Source organism: Geothrix sp. (assembly GCF_049292215.1).
GTDB lineage: Bacteria > Acidobacteriota > Holophagae > Holophagales > Holophagaceae > Geothrix.
Genome location: NZ_JBATQW010000001.1, coordinates 16,049 through 39,053, shown reverse-complemented (window position 1 = coordinate 39,053; position 23,005 = coordinate 16,049). Strand labels below are relative to the sequence as shown.

The window sequence follows — 23,005 nt, the reverse complement described above, 5'->3', positions numbered from 1 at the left end:
CCTACCTGGGTGCCGACATGGGCGCCGAGATGGCGAACCTCACCAAGTACCAGATCATGATGCAGGCTGGCACCAGCGCTTTGAGCAATGCCAACCAGTCCGCGCAGACGATCCTGGGCCTCTTCCGTTAGTAGGCGTGCATTGACATCGGGAGGGGGCGGATCCGTTCTGCCCCCTCCAGGCGTATAGAGTCCGGAAAGGAGGTTCCTCATGGCCAATCCGATCAGCCCGTTGGGAAGTCTCCCCGTCGTGACGAGTGCGGCCGCTGCGCCCAAGCCCACCAGCCCCCGTCCGGCACCAGCCCCGGCCAGCCGTTTCGCGGCCAAGGGCCCCGGAGGCAGTCCGGCCGCCGCCGCGGCCCAGGTCAATCAGCACCTCCAGCAGGCCCAGCCGGAGCTCAAGCTCCAGGTGGATGCCGGCTCAGGCCGCACTGTCTACCAGGTGATCCAACAGGGAACCGGCGAGGTCGTGCTCCAGATTCCCTCCGAAGAAGTGCTTGGCATGTCCCGGCGGCTGCGGGATCTGGAGGGCCTGGGTCAGTCATCCGGTGCCCTGGTGGACCAGGAGGGATAGACTTTCCTGCTCGTATGATTCTCGAGGTGTGCCATGGCGACTTCCTCCCTTAGCTCAATCAGCGGCGTGACCACGGGCATCGACACCACGGCCCTGATCAATGCCATCGTGGCCCAGAAAGCCACCGGCATGAACCGCCTCCAGGCCAAGAAGGACCTGAACGACAAGAAGACCACGGCGTTGAATGCCATGAGGACGGCGCTGACCACCCTCAGCCTCAGCATGGCCACCCTGCAGGACAAGCTGAACAGCCGGGCTGTGACCAGCACCGACAGCAACAACACGAATGTGATCGCCACCGCGAGTGGGGTTGCCTCTGGCAACTACGACATCAGCGTGAAGACCGTGGCCACCAAGGGCCGCCTCTCGGCGACCGTGGACCCGGTCACCGGCTTAACCACCAACTTGGCCGTGGCCAATCCTGGTGATTCCGCCCTCTCACCGATCTTCACCTCCGGGACCTCCGCCACATTTGCCGTCCAGGGCACAGATGGGGTTGTCAAGGAGATCACCCTGGACGCCTCGTCCAACACCTTGAACGGCCTCCGGGACAGGATCAACGCCTCGGGGGCGGGCGTCGTCGCCTCGGTGGTGAACATGGGCAAGGGGCCCAATCCCTACCAGCTTGTCCTGTCGGCTAAGGACACGGGCACGGGCAAGACCGGCGGTGTCGTGACCCTCGCTGCACTGTCCGGAACGGTCGCCCCCGGCCTGGGCATTCCGGCCGGCAGCTATGGGACCCCCCTGGCGGATGGTACGCAGACCATCATCGGTGGGGTGACTTCGGCCACCTCCGGTGCCAATGCCGTGGATGCGAACTTCACGGTCAATGGCATCGCACTCACCCGCACCACCAACATCGTGAAGGATGCCGTGGATGGCATGACCTTCACCCTCAAGCAGGGGGGACAAACCGGTACGACCACCCTGACGGTGGGCCCCGACAAGGCAGGTGCCACTGCTGCAGCCCAGGATTTCATCACGAAATACAACCAGCTGATGAAGGACTACCAGGCAGCCTCCACCTCCACCAGGAATGCGGACGGCAGCATCAATGAGGCGCCCCTGGCCTCGGACTCGACCACCCGCACCATGATGGCGAACCTCAAGGCCACACTCTTCGGCCAGACGTCGGGCTTGCCGAGTGGTTCGGCCTACAAGGCCCTGCCGAACATCGGGATCAGCAGCCAGGCCGATGGCACCGTCTACCTGAATGTCATCACCTTCCAGACAGCCGTGGGCAATGACTTGGCTGCTGTTCAGCGGCTCTTCAGCTTTGCAGGGGATTCCACCAGCCCCGCCGTGACCTTCCGGGCCGGTGGTACCAAGACCGTGACGGGGGCCGTGGATTTCGCAGTCACGAGGGATCCAGGGACCGGCGCCCTCTCGGGAACTCTGACCCGCAACGGCGTGACCAGTGATCCGATCCTGGTCGTCGATGGTGTTCTCACGGGCACGGGCGATTTTGCCGGGCTGAGCCTCGCGGTCACGGATGCCGCCACCGGAACCATCACCCTGAGCCGGGGCGTGGGCCAGGCCATGAAGGACATCATCTCCAGCTTCACCAGCGTCAGCAGTGGGGGAGGCCTGAAAGCCATCCTGGACTCCATCCAGGCCCAGAACAAGAGCCTGGGCGCACAGATTCAGACCGCCCAGACCCGGCTGAACCAGGAAAAGGAGAACCTCAAGAAGAAATTTGCCCAGATGGAATCCGTGGTGGCCCAGATGCGGGGCAGTGCGGGTTCCCTGGCTTCGGTCTGAGATTTGCCTCGACTCATGGTTCGGCAGAAATCGCCGAAACACAGCTGGGGGATCCCATCTTGAACGCCTACGCCAAATCCGCCGATGCCTACCTGTCCCAGCGGGTCATGGGGGCAAGCCCCGAGCAGCAGGCTGCCCTGATCATGGAGGCTGGCCAGCGGCACCTTGGCAAGGCCGTCCAGGCCCTGAATCACAAGGATATCTCCGGGGCCGCCACCAGCCTCACCCGGGTCCTGGATGCCATCACCGAGGCGACCCTTCGCCTGAACTACGAGGACGGTGGCGAGTTGGTCGAGAACCTAGAGAAGCTCTACGACTGGTGGACGAGGGAACTCGTGGCCGCCGGTCACCTCAAGGATGCTGGACGCCTAGGGGCCGTGGCCGAGCAGATGGGGGACATCCGCCAGGCGTGGGAACAGCTCCACGAGAAAAAAACCGGCGGGGTCAAGGGCGCAGAGCCCTCCTTCGGGAACCAGGTCGTATGAGCGATGGCAGGGTCCGCGTGGCCATCGAACAGATGGAGGCGTGGCTGGACGACCCGGCCTGGGAGCCGGATGCGGACGCCTTGGCCGCCTGGGACGCTGAATTCCGGGCATCGCTGGCTGGAGCCGAACGTGGCGAAGGGTGGCCCGGCTTGGCCGACCGGTCCCACGCAGCTGGAAAAAGGCTAGAGGCTCGCCTCTCTGAGGTGGAACAGGCACTGAACCAAGTTAGGGGTGAACTGGAGGCCCAGTCCCGCGGGAATCGAGCGCTCCGGGGCTATGGCGCGGGCGCCCGCTAGGGCCGCATTCCCCTAAGGCCTATGGACGGGGGCGCTCGCACGCCTGGCGCTCACGAAGCCCCGGCAGAGCCGGAGCTCGGCGGGGTTGGGAACGAGCTTCCAGCCCTTGATCTCGCCAAAGCCGGCGGCCGAAGTCATGGCCATCAGGCATTGGAGGGTTGGCGCCCACCAGTTCGTGGCGTTGTTACTGAGCTGGGTGGTCGGATAGAACTCCATGACCATTTGCCGGTCGGGATAGCCTTTCCCGATGCCGCCGCGGTAGGGGGAGAAATCGTCACAGATGGCACTCTCGAGGTACAGGGCTCCCGAGCAGATCCCGGCGATCCGGTCGAGCGCAAGCAGGGGATGGCGCAGGTGGTACAGCGTTCCGAAGAAGAAAACCACATCGAAGGTTCCGACGAACTCCGGATCGAGGTCATAGACCGACATCTCGATCCGGGAGCACTCCTTCTCGCTGTAGCCGAAGGCTGCTCGGCAGAGGTCAAACGTGTCCCAGGCATTCCGGTCCCGGGTTTCCAGCCTGCCCAGGTAGTCTGAGAAATCATCGATCGCGACGACCTCGACGGCGCCCCGCCTCATAGCTTCGAAAGACCAGTACCCGTCCCAGGCGCCGACGTCGAGCACGCGTTTCCCCGTCAGGTCTTCTGGGATCCGGTAGGCAGTCGCAGAGAGTGGTGCCCAGCCTGGGGTCGTCACCCCGCCCGGCAGCTCAATCCGGTGATACCAGTAGGGCCGCTCGGCCACGGCGCTTGAGAGTTCCTCTGGGGTCATCGCGGGCTCCGGGGAAGGCAAGGTGGATTCTGCCGGGGTTCAGGGCATGCACCCTCTAGTGTGCAAGAAGCATGCGCTGATAGGCCGCCTCGAGGTTTGCGACAAAGCCGCTGCAGTCGCAGACTGGGGAACAGGAGATCTTTTGCCGGAGGCCACTGCGCAAGGCCGCTAGCCCGACCGGGTCTGTGGCCAAAGCTCTTCCCCGTGAGAGGAAAGCTTCATCGGATTCACAGGCGAATTCAACCAGTCCGATGGATGTGAGGATGGACTTGCCCACGCGGGCGGCATGGAGCCCGCCGGTGCGGTTGAGGACGGGAACCCCCATCCAGAGGGCTTCGCAGGTCGTGGTCGTTCCGTTATAGGGGAATGTGTCCAGGGCGATGTCGACCCTGCCATAGGAGGCCAGGTGATCAGCCGGGTCGCTTAGTAGGCCCGAGAAAGTGAGCCGGGATGGCTCAATGCCAGCGAGGAGGAATTGCCCACGGTAGCGGTCACACACCCCGGTATCGGAAAACCCCCTAGCTTTCAGAAACAGTCGGCTGTCTGGCAACTCGCACATGAGCCGAGCCCACAGCTGAACCGAGTGCTCAGAGAGCTTCGACGAATGATTGAACGAACCGAACGTGATGAAACCATTTTGGATCGAGGGGGGACGCTCGATGTCGGGAGCCCCGTGGATGGACTCGTAACAGAGAAAGGGCGAAGGTAGGCGGATCAGTGATTCCGAAGCGTGTGAATCTGCAAATGGTGGATCGGCGACCTCATCTACGAGGCGGTAATCTATGAAGGAACATCCTGTTGTCGCCGGGTAGCCAAGATAGGTCACCTGGATCGGAGCGGGTCTTTGTGCGAAGACTCCGAGTCGATTTCCAGAGGAATGTCCGGCCAGATCCACCAGGATATCGATGCCATCCCGCTCGATCTGGGCCGCGGCTTCGGTATCGCTCATTGACGCGATGTCGATAAAGCGCTCCGTCGCAAGCCTGAATTTCTGGGTGACATGATCGGGGCTATGGGTTGAGGAATAGCACGTGATCTCGAATGTATTGCGCTCATGGGACTCGACGACGCCGACCATGAAGCAGGCCACGGAATGGCTGCGGAAATCCGGGGACACGTACCCCACACGAATTCGTCGTCCATTCACATTTGGGGTTGCCTTGGGCGCAACCCCGGGCAACAGGGCACAGTGGGCCTGGTGCTCCCTCCGGTGCGCCACGCCATCCGTCGCAAGAAAATTCAGGGCCATTAAATAGTTGTCCCGGGCAATGTGATAGGAAGGCGCTAGGCTCAGGGCCCGCCGGAGGCACTCGAGCCCTTCGGAGATCCGCCCCTGCTCATTGATGGCCAGGCCGAGGGTGGTCCACCCGATGTGGTGCTTCGGATCGAGTGCGACAATGCGCCGGCTGGTATCTTCGGCGGCCCGCGATTGACCCAGCTTGGTCAAGGCCGTTGCAAGGTTGTTGAGAGCGTCCAGGGATGTGGGGTTGTAGCGCAAGGCTTCCCGCATCTGCCGACTGCCGCTCTGCCAGGCCCCGCACTGCATCAAGGTCGTTCCGAAATTGAAATGGATGGTGAAGTCGGATGCCCCCATGGCCACGGCTTCTGCGAACGCGGCGGCGGCCTCCCGCCATCTCCCAGCCAGTGCAAGGCTGGTTGCAACCTGGACTTGGTCGTCGCGTCTTCCCATGGTTTCCGGACCCCCACTCTCCAGATGACTGCCAAGACATTTCACGGCAGTATATGCCGTGATCCTCCTCCAAGTGGACCTGTCCTGTCATCAGAAGCTCCCGCCATTCTGGGTTTCCCGCTTCAGTAGCTGAGTCGTCGTCCGCGGCCGGTGCCACCGGACGGCGTGGAGACTGCCAGTGGAGCCGAGCGCCTGAAGTCATCCATCGAGATCAGATGGCCGATAGGACTGGTGGATGCTACTGCCATGACTTTCAACATCGACCCTTCGACCACTCCTATTCAGAGCGAACCGCCTGCTGTTCCTGAGCACATCGTGGTGTTGCTCCTGGAGGCGGCGCAGCGCTTCCTGGTTAAGCTGGAGGAGGCCATCGTCTCTGGAGATACTAGGCTGAAGGATCACTTCACCAAAAAGGTGCTGGCCATCCTCGAAGAGCTCCAGCGATGGCTGAACCACGAGCAGGGGGGAGAGCTGGTGGACAACCTGATCCGTCTCTATGGGTGGTGGCATCGCGAGATCCTCATTGCCCGCGGCAAGGAGGATGTCGATCGACTGATGAGAGTGCACGCCCAGATGGGTGACATGCGTCAGGCTTGGGAATACGTGCTTTTTCAAGGTGAGGGGATGTCGGAGAGCCCGGAGATCTAGGGGCCTCGGCTGTCGTGCCCAAGGCAGGGTGATGGTGCTGGATGTGCGGGCATCGGACACAGTCCTGCTGGGCCCTGAGTGCCTGTGGCCATGGCCACCACTCCACCCGGGCAGGACAATTCAGCATCTCCTTCTCGGCCGTCTTCCTCCTGGAGAGTCGCCCAGATCTGAAGGCTCACCCAGGGGCCGTGCGGCGCTCTACCCATGGCCCCGGGGTATGGACTTCCAATCTTGCATCGACACTTCAGATCTCTCCGTCCCGTTTTCTCGAACCCGACGGCCACCCGGGGACAGGCCGTCGAGTCCAAAGGCACGGCCCCCGCGGTCAACCTCAAGGGAAGGTCACGACCCCCTAGGTCACCGTAGCCATCCCCTCGTGGGTATCCCCGCCTCCGGCGCCTCGCAATCCAGAGGTGAAGGGACGCGACGCCGGCACCCGGGCTAGGCGGTGCCGAAGAGGCGGTCTCCGGCATCGCCTAGCCCTGGGAGGATGTAGCCCTTCTCGTTGAGCTGACGATCCACCGCGCCCACCACGATCGCGAGATCGGGGTGATCGCCCTGGAGCCTCTCCAGGCCTTCGGGCGCAGCCAGAACGGATACGAGCGTGAGGTTCACCGCGCCCGCAGCCTTCAACTGCCGCACCGCCTCGGAGGCACTGCCGCCGGTGGCGAGCATGGGGTCGAGCACGAAGACCGGGCGCGCCTCCAGGAGCGGCGGGAAGTTCCGGTAGTACGGGACTGGCACCAGCGAATCGTGGTCGCGATAGAGGCCGAGGTGCCCCACCTTGGCGGTGGGCAGCAGCTTGAGAAAGGAGGGGAGCAGGCCCAGGCCGGCGCGGAGGACTGGCACCAGGACTGGATCCAGCGCCTTCAAGCGGAGCGTGCCCGTGCGCTCGAGCGGAGTCTCGATGACCACCGATTCGGTGGGTAGGGTGCGGGTGGATTCGATGGCGAGGATAAGGCCGACCTCCTCGATCAGAGCCCGGAACAAGCTTCCGGGGGTCTTCCGATCCCGGATGAGGGAGAGCTTGTGGTGGATGAGGGGGTGATCGACGACGTGGATGGTCATGGTCCTGGCCTCCCGCTGTTTCCGACTGGATCCCGGGTGGCCCAATGCCGCGCCAGGACTGGATTGTGCGATGAGAAGGTTAACAGGATCGGCGCTGGTCGCAGGACACGAAGCCGCAGGGGTGGTAGGCCGATCCTGGTGGGGCATTCGAAGCCACGATCCCACCGCTGTCGCGACCCATCGAGCTCCGCAGGCGAGGCTAGGAGTCAATGCTGGCGCGGGTTTATGCTGTTGCCTCAAGCGCTGATCCGAAGGGCACTCCTGGAGTGGCGGCTCAAAAAACAAGAGGCAGCCGGTGCGGAATTCAGGTTCGGGAGCTCTGGGACGAAGGAGACGTGAACGGTGAGGTAGCGTCAAAAAAAATGAAGATTTTTCATTTTTCTCTGTTGACCTCATCCAGATCGCTGGTTTCATGTTGAATCAGAGGAAAAACAGACCATCATCTTCCCCATAGGGCCAGCAGCGAGGTATCTGAGATTTGGAGAGTGGGAAATGCTAAAGAAAGTCGCCATCTTCAAGGCCCTGGATGTGGAAATCAAGAAGCAGAGGGGCCCCGTGGCGGTTAAGGATGCTTACAAGGGGCACCACTCCCTGAAAGAAGAGCTCAGCCAGCCTGGAATCACCATCTTGGGTGAAGTGGCCGGGGGCGACCCGGGCCGTGGTCAGGTCCGGGAATCCTACAAAGCCTCCACCCACGCCAAGAGCTTGGCCGAAAACGGCGCCAGGGCCCTCTCGGTGGCCACCGACAAGTTTCTCTATTTCGGCGAGGACAAGCATCTCTCCGAGGTGCGCAGCCAGGTGAAGCTGCCCCTGATCCGGCGGGAGTTCATCTTCGAGGAATACCAGGTCGAGGAGAGCAAGATCCTCGGGGCCGATGCAATCTTCCTCATGCCCGCCCTGCTGGGGCAGGAGCGCCTGCAGACGCTCCTCAAGTTCGCCACCAGCAAGGGTCTGGACGTGGTGGTGGAAGTCACCTCCGAGGTGGAACTGCGGAGGGCCGTCGATGCGGGCGCCGACATCATCTGCGCCGTGGGTCGGAACCTGGACACCTGGGAGGCGTCCTGGGACCAGGCCGTCGCGCTGGTCAAGAAAGTCCCCAAGAGCTGTCTCAAACTCGTCGAGGGTGGAGCGCACCGCCTGGAGCAGATCAAGCAGGTGGAGGCCCTGGGCGTCCACGGCCTGCTGATCGGCGATGCCCTCCTCGATGACTACTATCCCGGCAAGCGCCTGGCCCAGATCCTGGCAGGTGTCGAGCCCCCGAAAAAAGCCGCGAAGCCCAAGGGCAAGACCGGCTCTGCCGCTGACGCGGCGTCAGCCCCCACGGCCGCACCGGCGGCCAAGGAACGCGTGTCCACCCCGCGGAAAGACGCGGCCCAACCTGGCGCGAAAGATGCTAAGGGCAAGCCCACTTCCCGCACGACCCCTTCCAACCCCGCCCATAAGGGCGTAAAGGAGCCAATTATGGCCGATCCCATGACCCCCCCCGTCGTCGCCGACGCCCCCGCCGCCAAGAAGCCGGCGAAGAAGGCTGCGCCCAAGAAGAAGGCCGCGCCGAAGAAGGCCGCCGCCAAGAAGGCCGCGCCGAAGAAGGCCGCCGCCAAGAAGCCGGCCGCCAAGAAGGCCGTGAAGAAGGCTGCGCCGAAGAAGGCCGCCGTGAAGAAGGCCGCGCCGAAGAAGGCCGCCGCCAAGAAGCCGGCAGCCAAGAAGGTCGTGAAGAAGGCCGCGCCGAAGAAGGCCGCCAAGAAGTAGGCCCAAACGGCACACATAACCTGGCTAAGATCAGAGGGGCGCGATGGCGCGCCTCTCTGAGCCGGGTGCCCATATGCTTACCATCGACCGTGTTTCAGCCCTCGAAGTGCTCGACAGCCGGGGGAATCCCACCGTGCTGGCCAGGGTGCTACTTTCCGATGGAACCACCGGTCAGGCCATCGTCCCCTCTGGGGCCTCGACGGGAAGCCGCGAGGCGCTTGAGCGTCGGGACGGGGACAAGAAGCGTTACCTCGGCAAGGGTGTGCTCGGGGCCGTGGACGCCATCAATGTGGAGCTGGCCCAGGCGCTGCAGGGGATGGATCCCTTCCAGCAGGCCGAGCTCGACGAGTTGATGTGTGATCTGGACGGGACGGAGAACAAGGGCCGTCTGGGCGCCAACGCCGTCCTGGGCGTCTCCATGGCCCTGGCGGGTGCCGCCGCCACGGCTTCACGGCTGCCGCTCTACCGCTACCTCGGGGGGGCCACCGCCCGGCTGCTGCCCGTGCCCATGATGAACATCATGAATGGCGGGGCCCACGCGGATAACAACGTGGACATCCAGGAATTCATGGTGCTGCCCGTGGGGGCTCCGAACTTCCGGGAGGCCCTCCGGTGGGGCGCCGAGGCCTACCACGCCCTGAAGGGCGTCCTGAAGACCCGCAAGCTGGCAACCGGGGTGGGGGACGAAGGTGGCTTCGCCCCGAACCTCGGTTCCAACGAGGAAGCCCTCGAACTGATCGGGGAGGCCGTCAAGAAGGCCGGATTCAAGCTGGGCAAGGACGTCTTCCTGGGGCTCGATTGCGCCGCCAGCGAATTCCACAACGGCAAGGTTTACTCCCTGGACGGGGCCCAGAAGACCCCCTCCCAGCTCGTGGAGTATTACCAGGGCCTGGTCTCCCGCCATCCCATCATCTCCATCGAGGATGGGTTCGCCGAGGGCGACTGGAAGGGCTGGAAGGCCCAGACAGATGCCATGGGCGCCAAGACCCAGCTGGTGGGCGACGACCTCTTCGTGACCAACCCCGCCATCCTGGCGCGGGGCATCAAGGAGGGCGTTGCCAACGCCATCCTGATCAAGCTCAACCAGATCGGTACGGTTACCGAGACCCTGCGGGCTGTGGACATGGCCCATAAGGCGGGCTACCGGGCCATCATCAGCCACCGCAGCGGCGAGACCGAAGACACCTTCATCGCCGACCTGGCCGTGGCCACCGGGGCTGGCCAGATCAAGACGGGTGCCCCCTGCCGCACGGACCGGGTGGCCAAGTACAACCGTCTGCTCCAGATCGAATGGGAACTCGGGGCCTCGGCCCGCTACGCCGGCCGGGACGCCTTTGGCTCCTGCCTGAACTAGGAGGCTCTCTGGCATGAACGCCAACTGGCTCTTGAAGTCCTCCACGCTGTGGAGTGTGCTGGGGGCCTCGGGGTTCCTGTCCCTGATGGCAATCCTGTTCTCCCAGGGCGGGTTGCCCGAGTTGCGGAAGCGGGAGGCCGAGTTGAAGGCGGCCCGAGCGCGCCTGGTAGAGCTCAACCACCGCAACCGAGAGCTCCTGGACGAGGTCCAGCGGCTCGCGGCGAAGGATCCCGAACTCATGGAGGCTCTGGCCCGGCGCCAGGGCTACGCGCGGAAGGGCGAGACCGTCTATACCTTCCGAAACCGGGAACGGTAGCTTGGAGCTCCATCTTGCCTCCGCCTCAGGCAACGTCTTCGGCTACCTCTGGAGCGATGAGGCTAAAGATTGCTCTGGTGAGGATTATGCAAAATTGCTCTGCCCCAAGGGGCGCGGCTTCGGTTTAGATGGCCTTTTTTTGATGCAAAGACCGAATGTGGGCCCTTGGCAGTTGGAGCATTGGGATTCGGATGGGTCCAAGTCCTTTTGTTCCAATGGTAGTAGGGCCGCACTGATACTTCCTGGGGCGCCCTCGGAAGCTCTTGTGGAGGTTCTCTCGAACGGTGAGCGGATCCTGCTCCGCCGCATCGGGGAGGCGGTCGGCATTCGCATGCCACAGGGCGAAGGCTTCGGCCTGCGTCCGCTGCCACTCCCAACGACCCTGCCTGCGGGCTTCGGATGGATCGGGAATCCGCAGCTGGTGCTGCGCGTGCCTTCGGTGGACAAGGTGGACCTGAAGGCCTTCGCACCGCCGCTGCGTCACCATGCGGCGATCCCCGGCGGCACCAACGTGAACGTGGTCGAAGTCATCGCTCCTGGCTTAGCCAGAATCCGCTCCTGGGAGCGAGGCGTCGAAGGGGAGACCCTCTGCTGCGGGACCGGCAGCGCCGTCGCGGCCGCCTGGCTGGCGCGCACGGAAGGTGGCTGCAGCTGGCGTATCCATACGGCCAGCGGCGAGGAGGTGAACATCGAGCTGGAGCTGGCTGAAGATGGATCGTGGCGGGATTTGTGGCTCTCGGGCCCGGTTCGCCGGTTGGGCATCGTGCATCCAGATCCCACGCTATTGCTTGGTTTCCCTCACTGAAAACACCAGCGCTTCGCCGTGGAACCTGACCTGCTAGACTTGCATGTTCCACACCCGAGGGGATGCCGAGATGCGTGGTTTGACCAGCGCCTGGATGACGATGGGGATCGCCTGATGCGCGCCCGGGTGGTGGCCTTGGCGAACCAGAAGGGCGGCGTGGGGAAGACCACCACCGCCATCAACCTCGCTGCCTCACTGGCCATGATGGAGAAGATGGTGCTTCTGGTGGACTTCGATCCCCAGGGCCACAGCACGACCGGTCTCGGGTTTCCGAAGCCAGATCACCGCGCGGGTTCCTACGCCCTGATGAAGGGCGCCCCTGCTGAGGCCCTGCTGCTCAGCACCGAAGTGCCGATGATGCAGGTAATTCCCGCAGGCAAGGACCTCGCGCAGCTGGAGTTCGAGCTCTTCGAGCTGCCTCAGCTGCAGGTGCTCAAGCAGGGACTCGCCCCGCTCATGGACAAGTTCGACTACATCCTCATCGACCCACCGCCCAGCCTCGGCATGATCACCCTGAATGCGCTCACGGCGGCTGATGAAGTCATCGTCCCCATGCCCTGCGAGTTCTTCGCCCTGGACGGTCTGGCGGAACTGACCGAGACTCTCCGGCGCATCCAGGCCGGCCCGAATCCCCGGCTCCAGCTTGGCGGCATCCTGCTCACCATGGCCGAAGAGCGGACGAACCTCGGCGCGGCCGTCGCCAACGAAGTGCGCCATGCCTTCCCCGGGAAGGTCTTCCAGACCATGATCCCCCGGAACATCCGGCTTGCCGAGGCGCCCAGTCACGGCAAGCCCGTGGCCTTCTATGATCTGCGCTCCAAGGGCGCCCAAGCCTACCTCAGCCTGGCGAAGGAATGGCTGGGTCTGGAGCTCCTTGCGAGGAGGGAAGCCTGATGACCCTGTTGAAGCGACCGGCCCTCGGCCGTGGACTCACCTCGCTCATGAGCCAGATGGCTCCCGAGGACTCTGGCCAGCGGGAGCTCCCCCTGGGCAGCATGGTGCCCAACCGGTCCCAGCCCCGCACGCACTTCGACGAGGCCGCCCTGGCTGAACTCGCCGAGAGCCTGAAGCAGCATGGGATGGTCCAGCCCATCGTGGTGCGGAAGGTGGGCGACCAGTACGAGATCATCGCCGGCGAGCGCCGCTGGCGCGCCGCCCGGAAGGCCGGCATTGCCATGGTCCCCGTGGTGGTGAAGGAGGTCCCCGACGACCGGCTGCTCGAGATCGCCCTGGTCGAGAACATCCAGCGCCAGGAACTGAATCCCATCGAGGAGGCCACGGCCTACTGGCAGCTCGGTGAGCACCTGCGGCTGACCCAGGAGCAGGTAGCCGACCGGGTCGGCAAGTCCCGGCCCCAGGTCGCCAACACCCTGCGGCTTCTGCGTCTTCCTGCCGAACTCAAGGCCGAGGTGGCCCACGGTCGCCTGAGTACCGGCCACGCTAAGGTGCTGCTCGGCGTGCCGGATCCCCGCTTGCAGGAGCAGCTGGCCCACGAGGTGGTGCAGTCGCAGCTCAGCGTGCGCGCCCTGGAGGCCCGCATCCAGCAGCTCCAGAAGCAGACCAAGGCCAAGGGGCGGAAGAAGCACCCCCAGGAGCTCTTCATCAAGGCCGCCGCTGAGGAGCTGACCCAGTCCTGGGGCACCCGCGTCGAGATCAAGGCCAAGGGCAAGGCCGGCACCCTGGTCCTGCACTACGGCAGCGAAGGCGAGCTTGACCGCCTGTTCGAGGCCCTCAAGCATGGCCCGGCGAAGCGCCGCTAGACAAGTTAGGAGTCCCCATGTCGTCCTGGTTCGTCAAGAAGCGTCAGCAGAAGACCGCCGTCGAGGAGAAGACCGTCCGGGTTCCCGAAGGCCTCTGGATCAAGTGCGAGGCATGCAAGGAGCTGATCTACCGGAAGGAGCTCGTCAACACCCACAACGTCTGCCCCAAGTGCGGCTACCACTTCCGCATCGGCGTGGAGGAGCGGCTCGAGAACCTCATGGACGACGGCTGGACGCCCCTGTTTGGCGACCTCCGCAGCGCGGATCCCCTCGGCTTCGTGGCCATGAAGAGCTACAAGGACCAGCTGAGGAAGCTCGACGAAGCCGGCCAGACCGATGATGCCGTGGTCGTGGTGGAGGGCACCCTGTCCACCATTCCGGTGGTGACCGCCATCATGAACTTCGACTTCCTCGCCGCCAGCATGGGCAGCGTGGTGGGCGAGAAGCTTCGCCTGGGCGCCGAGCGGGCCCTGGAGAAGGAGTGCGCCTTTCTCATCGTCAGCTGCAGCGGCGGAGCCCGCATGCAGGAGGGCACCCTCTCCCTCATGCAGATGGCCAAGGTGAGCGCGGCCCTGGCCAAGCTCGACAAGGCGGGCCTGCCCTACCTGAGCATCCTCACAGATCCCACTACCGGCGGCGTCAGCGCCAGCTACGCCATGCTGGGCGATCTGAACATTGCCGAGCCCAAGGCCCTCATCGGGTTCGCCGGTCCCCGGGTCATCGAGCAGACCATCAAGCAGAGCCTCCCCGAGGGGTTCCAGCGTTCGGAATTCCTCCAGACTCACGGCATGGTGGACAAGGTCGTCAACCGCGACCACCTCAAGGACTTCATCGCCGCCTGCCTGGCGTGGATGATGCCGACACCCAGGGACTGATGGATCCGGGCTTCGAACCTGTCAACATCCCGCGCCTCCAGGAGCGGGGCCATCTCGGCATCAAGTGCGGACTGGAGAACATTCGGGCGCTGCTGGACAGCCTCGGTCGTCCCGACGCAAGCTTCCCGGTGGTGCTCATCGCAGGGACCAACGGCAAGGGCAGCACCGGCGCGTTCCTCGCCCACATGCTGCGGGCCGCTGGCTTCGTGGTGGGGTGGACCACCTCACCCCACTTGAGGGAGGTCACCGAGCGCGTCTGGGTGGACGGCGAGCCCATCGGGGAAGGGGCCCTGGACCTGCTGCTGGGCGAGGCCTTCGAGGCCGAGGCCCAGGCGGGGTTCCAGGCCACCTACTTCGAGCTGATGATCACGGCCGCCCTCTCGGCCTTCCGCATGACCGGCGTGGAGGTGGCCCTCGTGGAAGTGGGCATGGGCGGACGCTGGGACGCCACCAATGCCACCGAGCCCATCCTGACCGTACTGACCACCGTGGGGTTGGATCACCAGCAATACCTCGGCGATACCCGCGAGGCCATCGCCAGGGAGAAGCTCTGCACGGCCCGCGACGGGCGACCCCTCGTGCTGGGACCGGGCCTGGACCCCGAGTGGATCCGCCCCCTGCTGCCCTGCGAGCCGACCCTGCATCCCGCTCCCAGACTGGGTCCTGCGGACATCCGCTGGGAGCACTCCCGAGTGGAAGGCAGGCGTGTGGGTCTGGCGGGTCTCCACCAACTGGACAACCTGGCCACGGCCTTCGAGGCCATCCGCCAACTCCAGGCCCTGGGCTTCCCCGTCCCGGACGAGCGGCTGTGGGCGGGCGTGGCAGAGACCCGCTGGCCCGGCCGGCTCTGGAAGGTGCCGGGGCTGGAATCCGTCTGGATGGATGGCGCCCACAATCCCGATGGGGCCCGCGCTCTGGCGGAGCACGCCTTGGCCTGCGGGGTGCGCCCCCACCTCTATGTGGGCGCGATGGGCGACAAGGACCTCGCCGGCGTGGCGCGCGAGCTGAAGCGGATGCGCCCCCTCACCGTGACCTTCGTGCAGGGTGATGCGCCGCGGTATGCGACCCACCAGGAACTGGGGGAGGGCTGGGGCCTCGAGGCGCCCATGCTCACGGTGCGGGAGGCCTCGGTCCACCTGCGGGCCATGGCCGAGGCACCCCGTCTCGTAACCGGTTCGCTCTACCTCCTCGGGGACCTGCTCCGGGAACTGGATATCCGGCCTTTCTAAGGGATCCCCCCGCTTCCTGCCGATGAGCACCCCATGCGGTTTCTGCTCTTCAGCCTCGGGTTCGCCGGCGCCCTCGGCGCCCAGGCCCCCCTTCACATCCTGGCCGTGGAGCGGAAGGGGCCACCACCCTATGAAGCGTCGGATCGCGTGTATCGCCTGGATGGAGGGCAGAACATCGGCCTTCGCGTGGGCGAGCGCTTGCTGGTGAAGCGCGGCGGCGTGGCGCAGGCCATCGGGCACTTCCGGGTGATCGAGGTGCGCGGAGACCAGTGCGAGACCCGCTTCGAACCACTGGGCTCCATCCACCCCATGAAGGGTGACCTCGTGCTTCGCGAGGAGCTGAAGCTGATGCCCGTGGCGGGGGCGCTGGATGCCGACCCGCTGCCCACCATCCCCCAGCCTGCCGCCCTGCCCGAGGCGCCACCGAGGGAGGGCCTGCTCTTCTTCCTGCCCCAGCAGTCGGACCTGAGCCCGGCGGGACTGAAGAAGCTGGAGGCCTGGGTCTGGGACTGGGGCGTCGAGGGGCGCTGGGCCGTGCAGGTGCCCTCGGCCAAGGCCCTGCCGGCGGCCCTTCAAAAGCGGCGGGCCGAGGCCCTCCTGGCGGCGCTCCGGTCCCTGGGCGTGGCGCAGGTCAGGGTTGAAACGGAACCCCGCACGACCGAGGGAAAGTACGATCCGGCCTGGATCCGCCACTGGGAGTGACGCGGTAATCTAAGCCCATGTCCACAGGTTCAGCCCGCGCCGTCGCCCTTGCCCTGATCGCCAATGGTGGCATCGCCCTGTCCAAGTTCGCGGTGTTCGTTCTCACGGGCAGCTCGAGCCTGCTGACCGAGGCCATCCACTCCACCGCGGACTGCGCCAACCAGGTTCTGCTCTTCATCGGCATGAAGCAGGGCGCCAGGCCCGCGAGTTCCAGGCACCCCCTGGGCCACGGCCAGGCGGCCTTCGTGGCCAGCTTCCTGGTGGCGCTGCTCCTCTTCACCGTCGGTGGCCTGTATTCGCTGGTGGAGGGCCTCCACAAGATCCGCCACCCCGAACAGCCGCACCACCTGGGCTGGGCCGTCGGGCTTCTGCTCATCGCCATCGGGCTGGAGGCCTGGTCTCTGCGTGGCGCCTTGCGGGCGGCGGAGCCGGAACGCCGGGGCCGTTCCCTCCTGCGCTACCTGCGGCGCTCCAGCAGCACGGAGCTGGTGGTGGTGCTGGCCGAGGACATCGCCGCACTGCTGGGCCTCGTGTTCGCGCTGGTCGCGGTGCTGCTCACGCTGCTGACGGGCAATCCGGTCTGGGACGGCGTGGGCAGCGTGGCCATCGGACTGCTGCTCATCGCCGTGGCGGCCTTCGTGGGGGTGGAGGTGACGAGTCTGCTGATGAACGAGGCGCCCCCCCTCGCCCTGCGGGCCGCGCTGCGGGCCGCCGTGGACGAGGACCCGGCGGTGGAGCAGGTGCTGAACCTGGTGGCCGTGATTGTGGGCAGCGAGCGCCTGATGGTGGCCCTCCAGGTTAAGTTCCGGGAGCAGCCCAGCGGCATGGCCCTGGTGGAGGCCATCAACGCCCTGGAGCGAAGGCTCCACGAGCGCTTTCCCCAGATCCAGCACCTGTTCGTGGAGCCGGACGACCACTAAGGCAGCTCGGAGGCGCCCAGGCGGAAGGTTTGGCCGAGAACGCCATAGTTGGGACCCGCCACGGAGGCCAGGCGCGAGACAGGCGCCCAGCAGCTGGCGTCAGCGCAGTCATGCTCCGGGCTCCAGATGCGCTCGGCGGCATGGGTGACAAGCACATCCAGGAGGACAAGGGTGCTGGCGGGCCCCAACTCCAGCTCGCGGTTGAGGCGACACTCCAGGGCCACGGGTGCATCGCTGAGGCGGGGCGGTACCACTAGGTCTGAGGCCTCGGTGCTGAGCCCGAGGCGTGCCACTTCGCTGATTTCCGGTTCCACTTCCGCGGCGCTGGCATGGAGGGCCTCCAGCAGGGGCAGGTCCGCCAGATGTACCACGGCCTCTCCGGAGGTCCGCAGGTTGCGGTGCGTGTCCTTCAGGGAGCCATCCTTCCGGCGGCCCAGGGTGACGGCCAGCATGGGCGGCCCGAAGATGCCCATGAAGCTGCTGAAGGGGGCCAGGTTCACCCGGCCTGACCCATCCACGGTCGTGATCCAGGCGATGGGTCGCGGGATCACCAGGCTGGAGAGGATGCGGTAGACGTCACGCTTGGGCAGGGAGGAGAGGTCGCGAGTGATCATGCTCATTCCCCGATCACTTTAATAAGGATGCGCTTGTCGCGGCGTCCATCAAACTCGCCGTAGAACACCTGCTCCCAGGTCCCGAAGTCCAGGTGACCCTCCGTGATGGCGATGACCACCTCGCGCCCCATGACTTGTCGTTTGTGATGGGCATCGCCGTTGTCCTCACCGGTCCGGTTGTGCAGATAGCCGCCCTGGGCCGGATCATTGCCGGCATTGAAGGGCGCCAGCTGCTCCAGCCAGCGGAGGTAGTCCTGCTTGAGGCCAGATTCTTCGTCGTTGATGAAGACGCTGGAGGTGATGTGCATGGAGTTCACCAGGCAGAGGCCCTCCTGAATGCCGCTCTCACGGACGGCGGCAGCCACGTCCTCGGTGATGTTCACGAAGCCGGTGCGACCGGCGACATGGAGGGTGAGGACCTTCCGGTGGTTCTTCATGGGCGAAGCATAACGAGGGTGCCCCGCCCGGCGAACGCCCATTCCTTAACAACAATTAACAATTCAAACCAGAGGGCACTCCCAGGCCACAATGGAACCCCCACCAGGACGCGCCATGTTCCTCCTTCCCGCCCTCGTCTTGCTTCAGGCGCCCGCGCCACCCGCCCCCAAGCCGGATCCGATCCCCCCGGCCCGCATCGAGATGACCACGCCCTTCCCCGTCCACCTGGGCAGCGTCGGTCCGCGCGAGATCCGGGAGGCGGTCTATGGCATCAAGAGCATCCACGATCGCCCCTTCCGATTCCGCCTCCTTGACCTGTCCCTAGGGCTGACCCTCGACGAAGGCCAGTTCGCTGCGCCCCTGCAACCTGGCGAGGTCCGCATGGTCAGGGTGCGGGTGGACCCGACGGGCCTGGAGGGCTTCGTCCGCGGCGCCGTGCGCCTGGGGACGGATGATCCAGCCCAGCCCACCTACATCCTCCGCTACGACATGACGGTGCGACCCGAAGTGGCCGTGGACGCCGAGCGAAAGAGCCTGGGCGAGGTGGCCCCCCACGAGAGCCCCGAGCTCCGGTTCCGCTTCACGCGGGAGGGCGGCGATCCCCTCAAGCTGGTCCTGGCCAGCGAGCTACCGCCCCATCTGGAGGCCGAGCTGTTGCATGAAGGCCTTGCGGCTGACCTGCGGATCACCCTCCGGCCGGACCGCCTCAAGGCTGGCAGCATGGCGGGTCTGGAGGTGCTCAAGGTGGCCACCAACGGGCCGCGGCAGCCGCTGTTCACCTTGTACCTCGACTGGCGCCTCGCGGTCCCCGTGATCGCCCAGCCCTCCCGCCTGGTGTTCAGCGACCTGAAGACCACCTTGTTGGGGCTGGAACTCACGGCCAGAGATGGTCGGCCCTTCCGCATCCGCAAGGCAGAGATCCAGGGTCGGGGCTTCGAGCTTCTGGACCGGCCCACAGCCGAATCCGTGCGGCACATGGTCCGCGTCCGCCGGACGGGCACCACCCCCGAGGCCATGCTGGTGCTGGAGTGCTCGGACCAGGACGGCCCCCTGAAGGTGCCCCTGCGCTTTCTCGATCCCAGGGCTCGGCCCCCCAAGGGCAGCCGCCCTGCGCCGCCCCCGGAGGACCACGGGCACCACCACCACTAGGCCCGCTTCGGCCCCGTCACCACCCCGTTCCGGGAGCCTGTTAAGCTGACGCGCCCCCGGAGGTGTTTGATGGTCCTCGTTGCCGTTCTGCTCATCGTGATTGGCATGCTGGCGTGGAGGTGGAAGACCAAGGTCGGTTTCCCCCTGTCGTCACGCCTGGTCATCGTGCAATGGGTGGGCCTGGGACTCGGCGCCCTGGTCTTCCTGGCTTCCATGGCCGTGGTGGTGCCCCCCGGCCAGGCGGGCATCCAGATCCTGTTCGGCAAGGTGAATGATTCCCCCCTGCCTTCCGGCCTGCACTTCATCAACCCCTTCGCCCAGGTGGTGGAGATGGAGGTGAGGACCAAGAACTACACCATGACCAACGTGGCCGAAGAGGGCCAGAAGCGGGGCGACGACTCCATCGCCGTCATCAGCAGTGATGGCCTCACGGTGAAGCTGGATGCCACCGTCTTCTACTCCCTGCAGCAGGCCCGCCTGCCGGAGATCTACCGAACCATCGGCCCCGATGTGGAAGAGCGCATCGTCCGCAGCGAGATCCGCGCCAGCCTCCGCGATGCTGCGGCCGCCCTGACTGCGACCGAGCTCTACACCTCCAAGCGACAGGCGTTCATCGACCAGGTGAGCAAGGCCCTCAGGGTGGCCTTCGAGAAGCGGGGCATCACCCTGGAGCAGATGCTGCTGCGGAACGTCCTCCTGCCCGATCAGATCACCAAGGCCATCAACGACAAGATCGCCGCCGACCAGGACGCCCAGAAGATGGCCTTCGTGCTGCAGAAGGAGAAGCAGGAGGCCGAGCGCAAGCGCATCGAGGCCGAGGGCCAGGCCCGCGCCCAGCAGATCGTGAGCCAGAGCCTGACGCCCCAGATCATCGAGAACAACCGCATCCAGGCCCTTAGGGAGATCGGCGCCAAAGGCAACCTGATCATCACGCCCATGGGCGGCGCCACCCCCATGATCCAGGTTCCCGCCAGAAAGTAGGTCAGATGCTCGTAGGCTGTGGGCTGGCCTTCTCGCCGGCCTTCACCTTCTCGAGCTTGAGCACCACCTGGATGAGCTGACCCTCCCGCAAGACGTCGAGGACAACCTGCTCTCCGGGGGGCATCCACTCCAGGAGGGCCAGGAACTGGCCCGCACTCTCCGTCTTGTGGCCCTGGTAGCCGAGGATGATGTCGCCCATGGCCTTCAGGCGTCCCGCCTCGTCCACCTGCAAGGGCCGCAGGCCCGCCCTGGCCGCGGGGGTGTCAGGGTCAACCACGGTCACCACCAGCCCACGGTTGATGCCGAAGGCCTGCTGGGCCTCGTAGGGCCCCATGGTCGTGAAGCCCATGCTCGGCGGCACCAGGCGCTCCTTGGCGATGAGCCTGGGCACCACCTGGTTCAAGGTATCCACCGGCAGGGCGAAGCCCACCCCCACCGAGCCCTCTCCGCGAGTGGCGGCGATGGCCGTGTTCATGCCAATGAGGCGGCCGCCGTTGTCGAGCAGGGGGCCCCCCGAGTTCCCGGGATTGATGGCGGCATCGGTCTGGATCGAGTTGAGGATCCAGGTGCCATACCCCGTGGCGATCTCGCGGCCCAGGGCCGAGATCACGCCACGGGTCAGGGAGTGGTCCAGCCCGAAGGGATTGCCGATGGCCAGGACCGATTGCCCCACCTGGAGGTTGGAGCTGCGGCCGATGGGGATGGGCCGCATGGATTCCAGGGGGGCGAAGGCCTGGATGATGGCGATGTCGTAGGCGAAGCTGCTTCCGATCACGCGCCCCTTGTAGGACTTTCCATTGGAGAGGGTGATCTCGACTTCTTCGACGTCCTCCAGCAGCTTGCCGCCGATCTCGGCGCTAATCACATGGTGGTTGGTGACGATGTGACCCCACTCGTCCCAGACGAAGCCGGTGCCGCTTCCGGTGGCGATCTTCTGGACATCCTGGGTTTTGGGGTCCTGGCGCTTCAGGATGGCGGACACGAACACCACGCTGGACTTGGCTTCCTTGAATCGCCGAATGGTGTTGCGTTCCTCAGGGCTGAGAGGGGCCCTGGGGGCCACTGGCCGCGGCTTGGCATGGGCCCTGAACCGCTGGATGGTGGCCTCTTCCGTGGGAGGAACGGCCTTGGACGGGCTCTGGGCGGCAAGGATCGGGATCAGCAGGGCAAGCAGGGCGGCACGGATCATGGGGGCTCCCAGGACGATTATGGGGCCTCGGGACGTTGGCGCTTCCCCCGCGGGCACCTGGATCTGAGGTAACTTGGGGCATCCTCCTTCCGGAACCCACCATGGCCGGCTCTCCCCATTCGAAACTGCCGCGCCGACCGTCCCTGGCCGCCATCCTCGCGCTGGTGATCCTCCTGCTGTCGGGGATCGGGACCGCTTGGCTCCTGCATCGCAAGGGCTTCGGCCAATCGGTCCAGATGCTGCTCATCCACTCCGATCCTGGCGACCTGCAGGGCATGGATGCCGACCTCCGGTTGGCCTTCCGGGATCTGGTGGCCTACGACCTAAAGACCCTGGCGCCGGTGTCCCTCACACACCTGTCTTACGTCCCCGGACCGGAGCACCTGAAGCGCCTTCCCGGCACGGCCGTGCTACTGGAGCTGAAGCCCCGGCGCGAGGGCGCCCTGCTGGGCCTGTCCCTCCGGGCGGCTCGAGCGGAGGACTTGAGGTCACGAGGAGCCTCGAGCTGGCAAGCGCAGGAGGTCTCCGCCCGAACTCCCCGGGAAGCCTTCACGGCGCTATGGGAGGGCCTTCCCTTCCGCCTTTCCCGGAAGGCGGAAGGTGACCCTCTGATTCCTGAGAGCCCTGAGGTTTTCTGGACCCTCCTGCAGGCCATGGCCTGGCACAGGCAGAATGCCCGGCTTGGAGTGGCCATGGAACTCGTGCGGCGGGTCACGGATGCGGAGCCCCGTTGCGCCACGGGCTGGATGACCCGCGGGGACCTGCTCTACCGGCAGCTGCTGATCGACCCGAAGGGCCTCCCACAGGGCCAGGCGGAGGCCGAACGGTACTTCCGAACGGCCCTGGAGCTCGCTCCCAACCACCCCCAATGTGGCTACCTCCTCGCCCAGCTAAAGATCGATGCGGGGGACCAGCGGGAAGCCCTTTACGTGCTGCAGCAGAGCCTCCGGGCCCACCCCATGGATCCGACGCTTTATACAGGCCTCGCCTATGCCGCGCGCTGTGCTGGCCTGCTGGAACTGGCCGAGAAGGCCCTGGCACGGCGTGATCAGCTGGTCTTTTCGGATCTCGAACCGAACGCCACGGAAAATGCCTACCTCTACAGCGGCGACCTGGAACGCTTCGAAGGCGGCCTCAACGAGCACCCCGGAGACCCGCGCAACGCGGTGGTGCGCTTCTACCGGGGCTACGTGGCCCTGATGCGTGGAGACCGGACGCTGGCCCGGTACTGGTTCGCTCAAGCCCAGGCCCTGCCGGATGGCTTCGCCCAGTTCCACCAGCTGGCCGGCATCTACGAAGCCGTCGCCGAAGGCCGGACGACCCTTGCCGCCGAGCGGATGCGTCGCCTTGAGGAGGCCCGCGTGGGGCTCCGCGTGCCGGATGGTGAGTTCACCTTCAAGATGGCCGAGGCCTGCGCCCTCATGGGCGACCTCCAGGCGGCCATGCTGCATGCAGACCGGGCCTTCAGCCAGGGCTTCGGCTGCACGCGCTGGTACCGGGAGAGCCCCTTCCTGGCCCCCATCCGGGGCACGGCCCGCTGGAATGCGCTGATCCAGCACCTAGAGGAACGCCAGCGTCTCCTGCAGGCGCATTTCTCTCCGGCCCAGTTCGGGGTCTAGTCGCTCTAAGCTA

At 65.5% G+C, this 23,005-nt stretch carries 25 protein-coding genes; 19 read left to right on the top strand and 6 right to left on the bottom strand.

Annotation, left to right across the window (positions count from 1 at the left end):
- Positions 1–17 precede the first annotated feature (17 nt).
- From WAS25_RS00200 to WAS25_RS00180, 5 genes are all read left to right on the top strand, one after another.
- Complete coding sequence (locus WAS25_RS00200; RefSeq protein WP_422309134.1) at positions 18–131, top strand: flagellin; 114 nt, start codon at positions 18–20, stop codon at positions 129–131.
- A gap of 79 nt (positions 132–210) precedes the next feature.
- On the top strand, positions 211–573 hold the full coding sequence (locus tag WAS25_RS00195) for a flagellar protein FlaG (RefSeq protein ID WP_422309132.1): 363 nt from the start codon (positions 211–213) through the stop codon (positions 571–573).
- Positions 574–606: 33 nt separating this feature from the next.
- Positions 607–2,334, top strand: a complete 1,728-nt coding sequence (gene fliD, locus WAS25_RS00190) for a flagellar filament capping protein FliD (protein ID WP_422309130.1) — start codon at positions 607–609, stop codon at positions 2,332–2,334.
- A gap of 59 nt (positions 2,335–2,393) precedes the next feature.
- Positions 2,394–2,819, top strand: a complete 426-nt coding sequence (fliS, locus tag WAS25_RS00185; protein ID WP_422309128.1) for a flagellar export chaperone FliS — start codon at positions 2,394–2,396, stop codon at positions 2,817–2,819.
- Positions 2,816–3,115 (top strand): hypothetical protein, encoded by a 300-nt coding sequence (locus WAS25_RS00180; protein ID WP_422309127.1) that lies wholly within the window; start codon positions 2,816–2,818, stop codon positions 3,113–3,115. Before fliS (WAS25_RS00185) ends, WAS25_RS00180 begins: the two co-directional genes overlap by 4 nt.
- Before the next feature lie 12 nt (positions 3,116–3,127).
- Here WAS25_RS00180 and WAS25_RS00175 read toward each other — a convergent pair whose 3' ends face one another.
- Both WAS25_RS00175 and WAS25_RS00170 read right to left on the bottom strand, forming a co-directional pair.
- Positions 3,128–3,886 (bottom strand): DUF1698 domain-containing protein, encoded by a 759-nt coding sequence (locus WAS25_RS00175; protein WP_422309125.1) that lies wholly within the window; start codon positions 3,884–3,886, stop codon positions 3,128–3,130.
- Positions 3,887–3,941: 55 nt separating this feature from the next.
- Positions 3,942–5,576, bottom strand: a complete 1,635-nt coding sequence (locus tag WAS25_RS00170) for a tetratricopeptide repeat protein (RefSeq protein WP_422309123.1) — start codon at positions 5,574–5,576, stop codon at positions 3,942–3,944.
- A 246-nt stretch (positions 5,577–5,822) separates the two neighbouring features.
- On the opposite strand from WAS25_RS00170, the gene fliS (WAS25_RS00165) reads away from it, so the two are divergent.
- Positions 5,823–6,224 (top strand): flagellar export chaperone FliS, encoded by a 402-nt coding sequence (fliS, locus tag WAS25_RS00165; RefSeq protein ID WP_422309121.1) that lies wholly within the window; start codon positions 5,823–5,825, stop codon positions 6,222–6,224.
- 441 nt (positions 6,225–6,665) lie between these two features.
- On the opposite strand, the gene upp is transcribed toward fliS (WAS25_RS00165), so the two are convergent.
- Positions 6,666–7,292, bottom strand: a complete 627-nt coding sequence (gene upp, locus WAS25_RS00160) for a uracil phosphoribosyltransferase (RefSeq protein WP_422309119.1) — start codon at positions 7,290–7,292, stop codon at positions 6,666–6,668.
- 492 nt (positions 7,293–7,784) lie between these two features.
- Here upp and WAS25_RS00155 point away from each other — a divergent pair, with 492 nt between their 5' ends.
- The 10 genes from WAS25_RS00155 (at position 7,785) to WAS25_RS00110 (ending at position 17,002) form a co-directional block, all read left to right on the top strand.
- Positions 7,785–9,041 (top strand): hypothetical protein, encoded by a 1,257-nt coding sequence (locus WAS25_RS00155; protein WP_422309118.1) that lies wholly within the window; start codon positions 7,785–7,787, stop codon positions 9,039–9,041.
- Between the two features lie 73 nt (positions 9,042–9,114).
- Complete coding sequence (gene eno / locus WAS25_RS00150; RefSeq protein WP_422309116.1) at positions 9,115–10,395, top strand: phosphopyruvate hydratase; 1,281 nt, start codon at positions 9,115–9,117, stop codon at positions 10,393–10,395.
- Between the two features lie 13 nt (positions 10,396–10,408).
- Positions 10,409–10,711: an FtsB family cell division protein gene (locus WAS25_RS00145; protein ID WP_422309114.1), complete on the top strand. Its 303-nt coding sequence runs from the start codon at positions 10,409–10,411 to the stop codon at positions 10,709–10,711.
- Positions 10,712–10,976: 265 nt separating this feature from the next.
- Entirely contained in the window at positions 10,977–11,516 is a 540-nt protein-coding gene (locus WAS25_RS00140) for a hypothetical protein (RefSeq protein WP_422309113.1), read from the top strand.
- Positions 11,517–11,630: 114 nt separating this feature from the next.
- Complete coding sequence (locus tag WAS25_RS00135) at positions 11,631–12,410, top strand: ParA family protein (protein WP_422309111.1); 780 nt, start codon at positions 11,631–11,633, stop codon at positions 12,408–12,410.
- Entirely contained in the window at positions 12,410–13,276 is an 867-nt protein-coding gene (locus WAS25_RS00130) for a ParB/RepB/Spo0J family partition protein (protein WP_422309109.1), read from the top strand. Before WAS25_RS00135 ends, WAS25_RS00130 begins: the two co-directional genes overlap by 1 nt.
- Before the next feature lie 17 nt (positions 13,277–13,293).
- Positions 13,294–14,151, top strand: coding sequence for an acetyl-CoA carboxylase, carboxyltransferase subunit beta (gene accD, locus WAS25_RS00125; RefSeq protein ID WP_422309107.1), 858 nt, complete (start codon positions 13,294–13,296; stop codon positions 14,149–14,151).
- Positions 14,151–15,380 carry a bifunctional folylpolyglutamate synthase/dihydrofolate synthase gene (locus WAS25_RS00120; RefSeq protein WP_422309105.1) on the top strand — a complete coding sequence of 410 codons (1,230 nt, stop codon included), beginning with the start codon at positions 14,151–14,153 and terminating at the stop codon, positions 15,378–15,380. Before accD ends, WAS25_RS00120 begins: the two co-directional genes overlap by 1 nt.
- 33 nt (positions 15,381–15,413) lie before the next feature.
- The gene (locus WAS25_RS00115) at positions 15,414–16,082 is read left to right on the top strand and encodes a hypothetical protein (RefSeq protein WP_422309103.1); all 669 of its coding nucleotides are present in this window, start codon (positions 15,414–15,416) and stop codon (positions 16,080–16,082) included.
- Between the two features lie 17 nt (positions 16,083–16,099).
- Positions 16,100–17,002 (top strand): cation diffusion facilitator family transporter, encoded by a 903-nt coding sequence (locus WAS25_RS00110; protein ID WP_422309101.1) that lies wholly within the window; start codon positions 16,100–16,102, stop codon positions 17,000–17,002.
- Here the strand turns inward: WAS25_RS00110 and WAS25_RS00105 are convergent.
- Both WAS25_RS00105 and WAS25_RS00100 read right to left on the bottom strand, forming a co-directional pair.
- Positions 16,999–17,616 carry a flavin reductase family protein gene (locus WAS25_RS00105; RefSeq protein WP_422309099.1) on the bottom strand — a complete coding sequence of 206 codons (618 nt, stop codon included), beginning with the start codon at positions 17,614–17,616 and terminating at the stop codon, positions 16,999–17,001. The genes WAS25_RS00110 and WAS25_RS00105 overlap by 4 nt on opposite strands.
- 2 nt (positions 17,617–17,618) lie before the next feature.
- Positions 17,619–18,053: a secondary thiamine-phosphate synthase enzyme YjbQ gene (locus tag WAS25_RS00100; RefSeq protein WP_422309097.1), complete on the bottom strand. Its 435-nt coding sequence runs from the start codon at positions 18,051–18,053 to the stop codon at positions 17,619–17,621.
- A gap of 115 nt (positions 18,054–18,168) precedes the next feature.
- On the opposite strand from WAS25_RS00100, the gene WAS25_RS00095 reads away from it, so the two are divergent.
- Positions 18,169–19,203, top strand: a complete 1,035-nt coding sequence (locus WAS25_RS00095; protein ID WP_422309095.1) for a hypothetical protein — start codon at positions 18,169–18,171, stop codon at positions 19,201–19,203.
- A 69-nt stretch (positions 19,204–19,272) separates the two neighbouring features.
- Positions 19,273–20,184 carry a prohibitin family protein gene (locus WAS25_RS00090; protein ID WP_422309093.1) on the top strand — a complete coding sequence of 304 codons (912 nt, stop codon included), beginning with the start codon at positions 19,273–19,275 and terminating at the stop codon, positions 20,182–20,184.
- Position 20,185: 1 nt separating this feature from the next.
- On the opposite strand, the gene WAS25_RS00085 is transcribed toward WAS25_RS00090, so the two are convergent.
- A complete protein-coding gene (locus tag WAS25_RS00085) occupies positions 20,186–21,373 on the bottom strand; it encodes a S1C family serine protease (protein WP_422309091.1) in 1,188 nt (395 codons plus the stop codon).
- Between the two features lie 101 nt (positions 21,374–21,474).
- Between WAS25_RS00085 and WAS25_RS00080 the strand changes: the two genes are divergently transcribed.
- The gene (locus WAS25_RS00080) at positions 21,475–22,992 is read left to right on the top strand and encodes a tetratricopeptide repeat protein (RefSeq protein WP_422309089.1); all 1,518 of its coding nucleotides are present in this window, start codon (positions 21,475–21,477) and stop codon (positions 22,990–22,992) included.
- The last annotated feature ends 13 nt before the right edge of the window (positions 22,993–23,005 follow it).

Coding starts and splice junctions, on each gene's coding strand:
- WAS25_RS00180 (WP_422309127.1), top strand. CDS start 2,816: ATGAGCGATGGCAGGGTCCGCGTGGCCATCGAACAGATGGAGGCGTGG.
- WAS25_RS00120 (WP_422309105.1), top strand. CDS start 14,151: ATGGATCCGGGCTTCGAACCTGTCAACATCCCGCGCCTCCAGGAGCGG.
- WAS25_RS00090 (WP_422309093.1), top strand. CDS start 19,273: ATGGTCCTCGTTGCCGTTCTGCTCATCGTGATTGGCATGCTGGCGTGG.
- upp (WP_422309119.1), bottom strand. CDS start 7,292: ATGACCATCCACGTCGTCGATCACCCCCTCATCCACCACAAGCTCTCC.
- WAS25_RS00155 (WP_422309118.1), top strand. CDS start 7,785: ATGCTAAAGAAAGTCGCCATCTTCAAGGCCCTGGATGTGGAAATCAAG.
- accD (WP_422309107.1), top strand. CDS start 13,294: ATGTCGTCCTGGTTCGTCAAGAAGCGTCAGCAGAAGACCGCCGTCGAG.
- WAS25_RS00170 (WP_422309123.1), bottom strand. CDS start 5,576: ATGGGAAGACGCGACGACCAAGTCCAGGTTGCAACCAGCCTTGCACTG.
- WAS25_RS00200 (WP_422309134.1), top strand. CDS start 18: ATGGGCGCCGAGATGGCGAACCTCACCAAGTACCAGATCATGATGCAG.
- eno (WP_422309116.1), top strand. CDS start 9,115: ATGCTTACCATCGACCGTGTTTCAGCCCTCGAAGTGCTCGACAGCCGG.
- WAS25_RS00105 (WP_422309099.1), bottom strand. CDS start 17,616: ATGATCACTCGCGACCTCTCCTCCCTGCCCAAGCGTGACGTCTACCGC.
- WAS25_RS00195 (WP_422309132.1), top strand. CDS start 211: ATGGCCAATCCGATCAGCCCGTTGGGAAGTCTCCCCGTCGTGACGAGT.
- WAS25_RS00085 (WP_422309091.1), bottom strand. CDS start 21,373: ATGATCCGTGCCGCCCTGCTTGCCCTGCTGATCCCGATCCTTGCCGCC.
- WAS25_RS00135 (WP_422309111.1), top strand. CDS start 11,631: ATGCGCGCCCGGGTGGTGGCCTTGGCGAACCAGAAGGGCGGCGTGGGG.
- WAS25_RS00175 (WP_422309125.1), bottom strand. CDS start 3,886: ATGACCCCAGAGGAACTCTCAAGCGCCGTGGCCGAGCGGCCCTACTGG.
- fliD (WP_422309130.1), top strand. CDS start 607: ATGGCGACTTCCTCCCTTAGCTCAATCAGCGGCGTGACCACGGGCATC.
- WAS25_RS00145 (WP_422309114.1), top strand. CDS start 10,409: ATGAACGCCAACTGGCTCTTGAAGTCCTCCACGCTGTGGAGTGTGCTG.
- fliS (WP_422309121.1), top strand. CDS start 5,823: ATGACTTTCAACATCGACCCTTCGACCACTCCTATTCAGAGCGAACCG.
- WAS25_RS00100 (WP_422309097.1), bottom strand. CDS start 18,053: ATGAAGAACCACCGGAAGGTCCTCACCCTCCATGTCGCCGGTCGCACC.
- WAS25_RS00080 (WP_422309089.1), top strand. CDS start 21,475: ATGGCCGGCTCTCCCCATTCGAAACTGCCGCGCCGACCGTCCCTGGCC.
- WAS25_RS00115 (WP_422309103.1), top strand. CDS start 15,414: ATGCGGTTTCTGCTCTTCAGCCTCGGGTTCGCCGGCGCCCTCGGCGCC.
- WAS25_RS00095 (WP_422309095.1), top strand. CDS start 18,169: ATGTTCCTCCTTCCCGCCCTCGTCTTGCTTCAGGCGCCCGCGCCACCC.
- WAS25_RS00130 (WP_422309109.1), top strand. CDS start 12,410: ATGACCCTGTTGAAGCGACCGGCCCTCGGCCGTGGACTCACCTCGCTC.
- WAS25_RS00110 (WP_422309101.1), top strand. CDS start 16,100: ATGTCCACAGGTTCAGCCCGCGCCGTCGCCCTTGCCCTGATCGCCAAT.